The sequence below is a fragment of the Vibrio sp. 10N.222.55.C6 genome (genome assembly GCF_041473395.1).
Lineage (GTDB): Bacteria > Pseudomonadota > Gammaproteobacteria > Enterobacterales > Vibrionaceae > Vibrio > Vibrio crassostreae_C.
The window spans coordinates 66285-72704 of the sequence record NZ_JBFRSD010000015.1 but is presented as its reverse complement, the minus strand read 5'-3'; the positions used below and the strand labels follow the sequence as shown (position 1 = coordinate 72704).

Annotated in this window: 8 protein-coding genes; 1 reads left to right on the top strand and 7 read right to left on the bottom strand. The window is 45.1% G+C overall.

Translation table 11 applies throughout. The annotated features are described in order from the left end of the window. Positions 1 to 105: 105 nt before the first annotated feature. Together AB4486_RS12210 and AB4486_RS12205 are read right to left on the bottom strand one after the other, a co-directional pair. Positions 106 to 600: a DUF2780 domain-containing protein gene (locus AB4486_RS12210; RefSeq protein ID WP_017058875.1), complete on the bottom strand. Its 495-nt coding sequence runs from the start codon at positions 598 to 600 to the stop codon at positions 106 to 108. A 134-nt stretch (positions 601 to 734) separates the two neighbouring features. Continuing rightward, positions 735 to 1355, bottom strand: coding sequence for an FKBP-type peptidyl-prolyl cis-trans isomerase (locus AB4486_RS12205; protein ID WP_008220519.1), 621 nt, complete (start codon positions 1353 to 1355; stop codon positions 735 to 737). Between the two features lie 213 nt (positions 1356 to 1568). Here AB4486_RS12205 and AB4486_RS12200 point away from each other — a divergent pair, with 213 nt between their 5' ends. Then, positions 1569 to 2153, top strand: a complete 585-nt coding sequence (locus tag AB4486_RS12200) for a LysM-like peptidoglycan-binding domain-containing protein (protein WP_372117258.1) — start codon at positions 1569 to 1571, stop codon at positions 2151 to 2153. A 59-nt stretch (positions 2154 to 2212) separates the two neighbouring features. Here the strand turns inward: AB4486_RS12200 and AB4486_RS12195 are convergent, their stop codons facing one another. From AB4486_RS12195 to AB4486_RS12175, 5 genes are all read right to left on the bottom strand, one after another. Then, positions 2213 to 3061, bottom strand: a complete 849-nt coding sequence (locus AB4486_RS12195; protein WP_372117257.1) for a DMT family transporter — start codon at positions 3059 to 3061, stop codon at positions 2213 to 2215. After that, positions 3061 to 3513 carry a GNAT family N-acetyltransferase gene (locus AB4486_RS12190; RefSeq protein ID WP_017058878.1) on the bottom strand — a complete coding sequence of 151 codons (453 nt, stop codon included), beginning with the start codon at positions 3511 to 3513 and terminating at the stop codon, positions 3061 to 3063. The genes AB4486_RS12195 and AB4486_RS12190 overlap by 1 nt, the downstream gene beginning before the upstream one ends. 57 nt (positions 3514 to 3570) lie before the next feature. Continuing rightward, on the bottom strand, positions 3571 to 4137 hold the full coding sequence (locus tag AB4486_RS12185) for a Crp/Fnr family transcriptional regulator (RefSeq protein ID WP_017058879.1): 567 nt from the start codon (positions 4135 to 4137) through the stop codon (positions 3571 to 3573). 71 nt (positions 4138 to 4208) lie between these two features. Continuing rightward, entirely contained in the window at positions 4209 to 5963 is a 1755-nt protein-coding gene (locus AB4486_RS12180; protein ID WP_017058880.1) for a lysophospholipid acyltransferase family protein, read from the bottom strand. A gap of 12 nt (positions 5964 to 5975) precedes the next feature. Then, positions 5976 to 6413, bottom strand: a complete 438-nt coding sequence (locus AB4486_RS12175; RefSeq protein WP_017063714.1) for a YHS domain-containing (seleno)protein — start codon at positions 6411 to 6413, stop codon at positions 5976 to 5978. Between the last annotated feature and the right edge of the window lie 7 nt (positions 6414 to 6420).

Sequence of the window (6420 nt, the reverse complement as noted above, 5' to 3'; positions counted from 1 at the left end):
TCTCGTGTCTCGTGTCTCGTATCTCAAATATCTTTTCTTCCACGCACAAAAAAGAGCACCGAAGTGCCCTTATTAGATTTTAAGCTAGCTATTAATAACTAACGATTATTGCCATATAGCTGAAAGTGAATCCATCAGGCCGCTCGTTGCACCTTGTGACTGCAGTGCTTGAAGAATGATGGGTGCAAATGTTGTAACCATTGATGGATCCATACCTAATCCAGAAAACGCACTTTCAACGGCACCTTGTGAGCTTAGTAGCGATGATAGCCCCGTAGACTCAAGGCTCGACATGCCTGGAATAAGTGTCGCGAGTTCTTTGTTGTCGGCTGTGCCAAGAGAGTTTTGTGCAAGGGCTAACATTGAACCAATACCGCCAACTGCTTGGTCGCTGGTAACAGAAGCTTGGTCAGCTACCGTATCCACAAGCGGTGTTGTTTCGTTCTGCTGAGACCACATATTCACTGCAGCCATCAGTGCAGTTTGGGATAGTTGGGAATAGTTGGTATCTGATGATGAACTGGTTTGTTCAGAGTCGCTAGTGCTAGCGCAAGAGACAACAGCAAGGCTGCTTAAAACTGTGATGAGTACTTTCTTCATTATTCGTCCTTAAGTAATAAAGTAATTTACTCTTTCACTATAAACGAAAAACGGCGATGTAGTCACATCGCCGTTGGATTATTTCAATTTTATTTACCTATAGTATTTTGTTTTACTAAAGGTTTTTATAAAAATCAAAGAATTGCTAGAAGTTCTACTTCAAATACTAGAGCAGCAAATGGTGGGATTGCAGCACCTGCGCCACGCTCACCGTATGCTAGATCTTGAGGGATGTATAGCTTCCACTTAGAGCCAACAGGCATCATTTGTAGAGCTTGTACCCAACCTTGAATTACGCCAGTTACTGGGAATTCAGCAGGTTGACCGCGAGATACAGAGCTGTCGAAAACAGTACCGTCAGTTAGTTCGCCGTGGTAGTGAACACGTACTTGCTTGTCTGCAGTTGGGATTTCGCCAGTACCTTCAGTTAGTACTTCGTACTGAAGACCAGACTCAAGAACCGTTACTTCTGAACGAAGAGCGTTGTCAGCTAGGAAAGCTTCGCCGTCAGCAGCAGCAGCTTTAGCTAGTTCTTGACGTGCAGCTTCACCACGAGTGTGTAGCTCTTGTAGTGCGTTGTTGATTTCGTCAACTTCGATAGCTGGCATGTCGCCAACTAGAGCTGTTGCGATACCAGCAGCGATTGCGTCAACGTTTAGGCCTTCAAGACCAGAACCAGCAAGTTGTTGGCCCATTTGTAGACCGATACCGTAGCTAGCTTTTTGCTCTACAGTTTCAAATTTTACTTCAGACATGAAAAGTCACTCTTTTTGTCAGTACGAAAAGGGTAAGAATACCAGTATTAGCAGCGTGAAGAAACGGCTAGTCCCTGATCACTTGCGCTTTACCGTGCCCAAATCACAGCCATGTCAATTTTCTCGCTTTGGGCCTTGTTGTGACGGAAAGATCTATACTGTTGGTACTTTGGTTTTTATACTGTAGTTATTCAATGTATAGGACGCAGTGGTATGAATCGTCGTCAAAAGAAAAAACAGAAAGTTGACCACTTAGCAGAATTCAAGGATCGACTGAATCAGGTCAAAGAGAAATTGAGTTCGATCGATGTGAAGAAAATGAAAACCTCGACAGCGCAAACTTGGGGTTCATTGCCGAAGTTACACCAAAGACTGTTGATGGTGATTTCTCCGATCGTACTGATATTACTTTTTGTGCCGCTACCAGAACCTAAAGTAGACACAACTCCAACAACATCGCGCGTTGAGCTTGAAATAAACACCGTCGGCTTAAGCGAACAGCAAAATGCCAAGAACAGCTCATTAGAACCGAGTAACAAAAATTGGCAGGAGTACCTTGTTAAGCAAGGGGATACGTTAGCGCAGGTTTTTCGAAACAACGATTTGCCATTGTCTGACTTGAATGCGTTAGTGCGAATTGAAGGTGCAGATAAGCCGCTCAGTCAGATTCGTAAAGGCCAGCTGGTTCGTTTCAAACTTGCTGAAACTGGGCAGTTGGACATTCTTCAGCTAGAGAAAGGCGACACTTCGGTGATGTTCTTCCGCTTATCCGATGGTGGCTTTGGTCGCAGTAAGTAGATGAATAGTGAGCCTGAGTTAAAGCGCTTCACCAGACACAGATAAACGATAGAAAAGAGCTAAGCATTAGCTCTTTTTTTTGGTCGCTTGAAAGGGGCGAGTGGCAAGATGATAAGCATGATTCCGATAAAGGTTAATGTATCCGGAATCTCATCGAACCATATTGCACCTATTAGCGCGACAAACACCAATCCTGAATACTCAGCCAAGGCAATTTGGCTAGAGTGTGCTTTTTGATAGGCAGCAACCGCAAGGCCGTTGTAACTTAAGATTAGCGTCGCACTCAGGGCTATGTATCCCAAATGCTCCACAGACACTGGCTGCCAGTATAAGAAGCACAGTACTAATGAGGCTGGAATAGAGAATAAGGTTGTCCACCACAGCGTAGTGACCACCGTTTGCTCACTAGAAAGCTTTCTTACGAGTACATTAAATAGTGCTAGGGTGAGTGTTGTCCCCAAAGCAAACAGTGCCGCCCAATGAAATTGTGATGGCCTCAAGACAATCAATGCACCAATAAAACCTATGGTTGTGCCGATAACCTTGCCGAGTGCCGGTTGCTCTTTCAATAGCAACATTGAGAGCGGCAACATCAGTAAAGGCGCGACATAAAATACTGCGTTGGCGGTTGCCAAAGACAAGTGAGTGATCGCGACCACCATGCACCCACTGCCGATCAGAATTAACTGACCTCGAATGAAGGTTACCTTAGCCTGCTGTAAGCGCCGTTGTTCTTTTTTCTGCTGTAGCCACAAAGGGGTGATGATGACCAGAGATATCAACTGTCGGAAAAAAATATACTGTAAGGGCGGTACTTCGCCATTTAACAGCTTTACCGCTACGTCGGAAAGCGAGGCAAACAAGTTACCTGCAACCAACAATAGAATACCGGCAGTGATATTCGTCATTATTTTTCTAATCTCATGTCTATATGAGGAATGTCATCTTCGAGATACATATCCGAGATGGTGTTGAAGCCGTGGCTCGCATAGAAGTTTTCTAGGTGTTGCTGCGCGCCAATATCAATGGCCGTATTTGGCCAAAGAGCCTCGCAGCGTGTTAATGCTTCTTTGATTAATTGATGCCCCAAGCCACCACCTCTTGCCGATTGCTTGGTTGCGACTCGACCGATGCTGGTGTTGTCGTAAGAGGTACCTGGTGGTAATAAACGTGCACACGCTACCAACTCTTCATCAGCATAGCCAAGCAGGTGCTCAACACCCGCGAGTGTATCTTTACCGTCCAGCTCTGGATAAGGACAAGTCTGCTCGACCACAAATACATCGACTCTTAATTTAAGTAGTTGATAAAGCTGTTGTGTTGAGAGTTCAGAAAAAGGAATTGAGTGCCAAGTGATCATGTTTACATCCAGAGATTATCGATGCTCTGAATGTACTATGCGTGATGATTGTTGGCATTAACTATTGTTAATTCGACCTTTAATTCTGCTCAGGCTGATTGCGGTGATTCCTAGATAAGCGGCAATTTGATTGTCATTTAAGCGCTGCTCAAGGTCGGGATAGTGCTCGCAGAACAGCTGATAACGTTGCTCTGGTGTATAGAGCAGCATGAAGCGTTCTTTGTTTTCCTTATGCATCAGCTGTGTTTCTAACAGCTTTAAATACAAAGGATTATTTGATGCACGCCACTCGATAACCGCATTCATTGGCAGCTCTAACATGGTGATGGGAGTCAGCGTTTCTAATAGGTAAGGGGACGCTTGGCTTTTTATCAGACTCTCAAAGCCGATGATCCAATCTTGTTCCCAATAGAACTCTTTACTGTATTGCTTACCATCATCAGTGAGGTAGCAGGCATGGCACAAGCCTTCAAGTACAAAGTAGATTGAACTCGCCATCTCACCTTGATTGATCAAGATGTGTCTGGTTGGCAACTCAAGTGGCTTGGCGACAGCAACTAGAGATTCAATCTGGCTTTCAGAGAAGTCGAAGCTTTGTAGTTGTTCGATAAAAGAGGTGTGCATGAAAATAACCTAACCCAAATAAGTGCCGAAATCATCGCACTTATTTGGAGAGAGGTACAGAGCGGGATAAATCAGCGGCGTGCGTGTTGCTCTAGGTAATCTTGAGCAAGCTCTCTGCCCATGTATTTACCCAGAGTCTTCAGTGGTACCTTTTTAAGGTTCACCACAATCAAGCCATCCAAGGCATCATTAAACGATGGGTCGACATTAAAACACACCAGTTTACCGTTCATCCCTAGATATTGGCGCAGCAGTACCGGCAGGCCTTTACCTTGCTCCATGCGTGCTAACACTTTAGAGAGCAGAGGCACACTCGCCAGTGAAGAGAGCAGGTGATTTTGCCAGAACACATGACTGCTGGTATTGAGTGGTGACGAAGGTGAAACCAAATTCGCCTTTTCCTCATCATAATGGTGGATTGATAACGTGGTCGCGATCAACAGACGCGCATTGTGGCTGTAATCATTGCTGATACTGACTGGGCCGAACAGATGGGTATATTGAGGGTGACGAGACACAAAGGTCGCAATGCCTTTCCACAATAGTAACAGTGAGTTCAGGCTCTTTTGGTAAGGTTTACTTACTACCGATCGCCCAAGCTCAATGCTGTTTTCTAGAGTATCAATGAATTCTTGGTTGTAGTTAAACAGGCTACGAGAGTAGAGCTGATCAAGCCCGTGCTCAGCGATGAGTTTGTCGACCATACCGAGTCGATACGCGCCAACCAGTTCTGCCTTGGTTTTATTCCACACAAACAGTTGATGGTAGTAAAGGTCATACTCATCTAAATCACAGGCCAGCCCGCTGCCTTCTCCGACTTCTCTAAAGCTTTCTTCTCTTACTCGACCAATCTCGCGCATTAAGTTAGGAATGGATTGGCTTGGTGTGCAGTAGACCTCAAAGTTCCCTTGCTCGAGCAGTTTCATCTCTTCAGGGAGTGAGTCTATCTCTATTGATAAGACTTCTGGTGGAATAGGCGCTATCACTTGGGTATCGAAAGAGGGCGCGTGGATTGGCGTGTTCGGACTATCTTGTTGACTCATTAGATAGGTATTAAGTCGTAGGTAGTTGACGATATCCATCTCTTTTTCAAACGATTTTATCTCTGAATACGGAATCGATGAGCCAATCGAGATAGAGATAGTTGTCGCTTGTTTATTAAGAAGTTCACGCCCGAGTAGAGCGGTTCTCAACAGTGGATGAACACGACCCGCTTGATAGAAAAGCTCACTGTTCTTGCCATTGATAAAGATAGGTACCGTGGTGGCTTGGTGACGTTTGACGAATTTCGCTACCGACTTGCTCCACTCGATGTCTGTCAGTGTTTTTGCCCCTTTACGGTAGCTTGATACTTCACCTGCTGGGAATACAATCAATAGTCCACCATCAGCCAAATGACGATTGGCATCTCGAATCGCTTTGGCATTGGTGCGTTTCGATTCTTTACTGTTAAAGACATCGACACCGATGAAAAGATCATCCAGTTCAGGCAGGCGCTTAAGTAACTCATTGGCCAGCACCTTCACATCCTTTCTTACTGATCCTACGAGATCGGCAAGGATCACGCCTTCGATGGCGCCAAGCGGGTGGTTCGCCACAATCACGACAGGCCCTTCTTCCGGGATGTTTTCCGTGCTTCCCGATGCAACCGAGTAGTCGATATTGAGCGCCGACAGAGTGTAATTCATGAATTCGAAGCTAGATAACTCGTTTTTACGATCTTGGTAGAGTCGGTCTAGCTTAGATAGCCCAGTTGCCCACTCGACAACAGACTCACCTAAACCAAAAGGCGTGTAACGTGGTAAACGAAAAGGACTATCAATCATAATGAAATTACCTTACTTAATCAGTTGCGGCCAAACTTTATCGGCTTGTTGAATATGCTGTGCTTGGTCTTGTTCCCAGCGCTGCTTAATCTCTTGGTCGTAGTTAAGATAAAGTTTGTCATCAACTATGGTCCAATACTGTGGGTCACCTGGTGCGAAGTCGTTTTTGGCAGAAACGGCCCATGCGCAATAACCACCATATTGAGGGGCATATTTTTCAGGATTATTAACAAATAAAGTCAGATTCTTTTCAGAAGAGAAATACCAGTCCGCGCCTTTGTACTCTGTGCTGAACTTCTTGCTCCCTTCAACAGGCTTCCCAGACGTGAAATAAGCCACGGTATCGTAGCCATCGAGTGCCTTACTGCTAAAGAAGCCGGTATAGATTTCATCGGCGGCAAATACGTACGGGCTAACAAGTAGCAGAACCATGGTGAATAGTTTTCTCATGATGGAC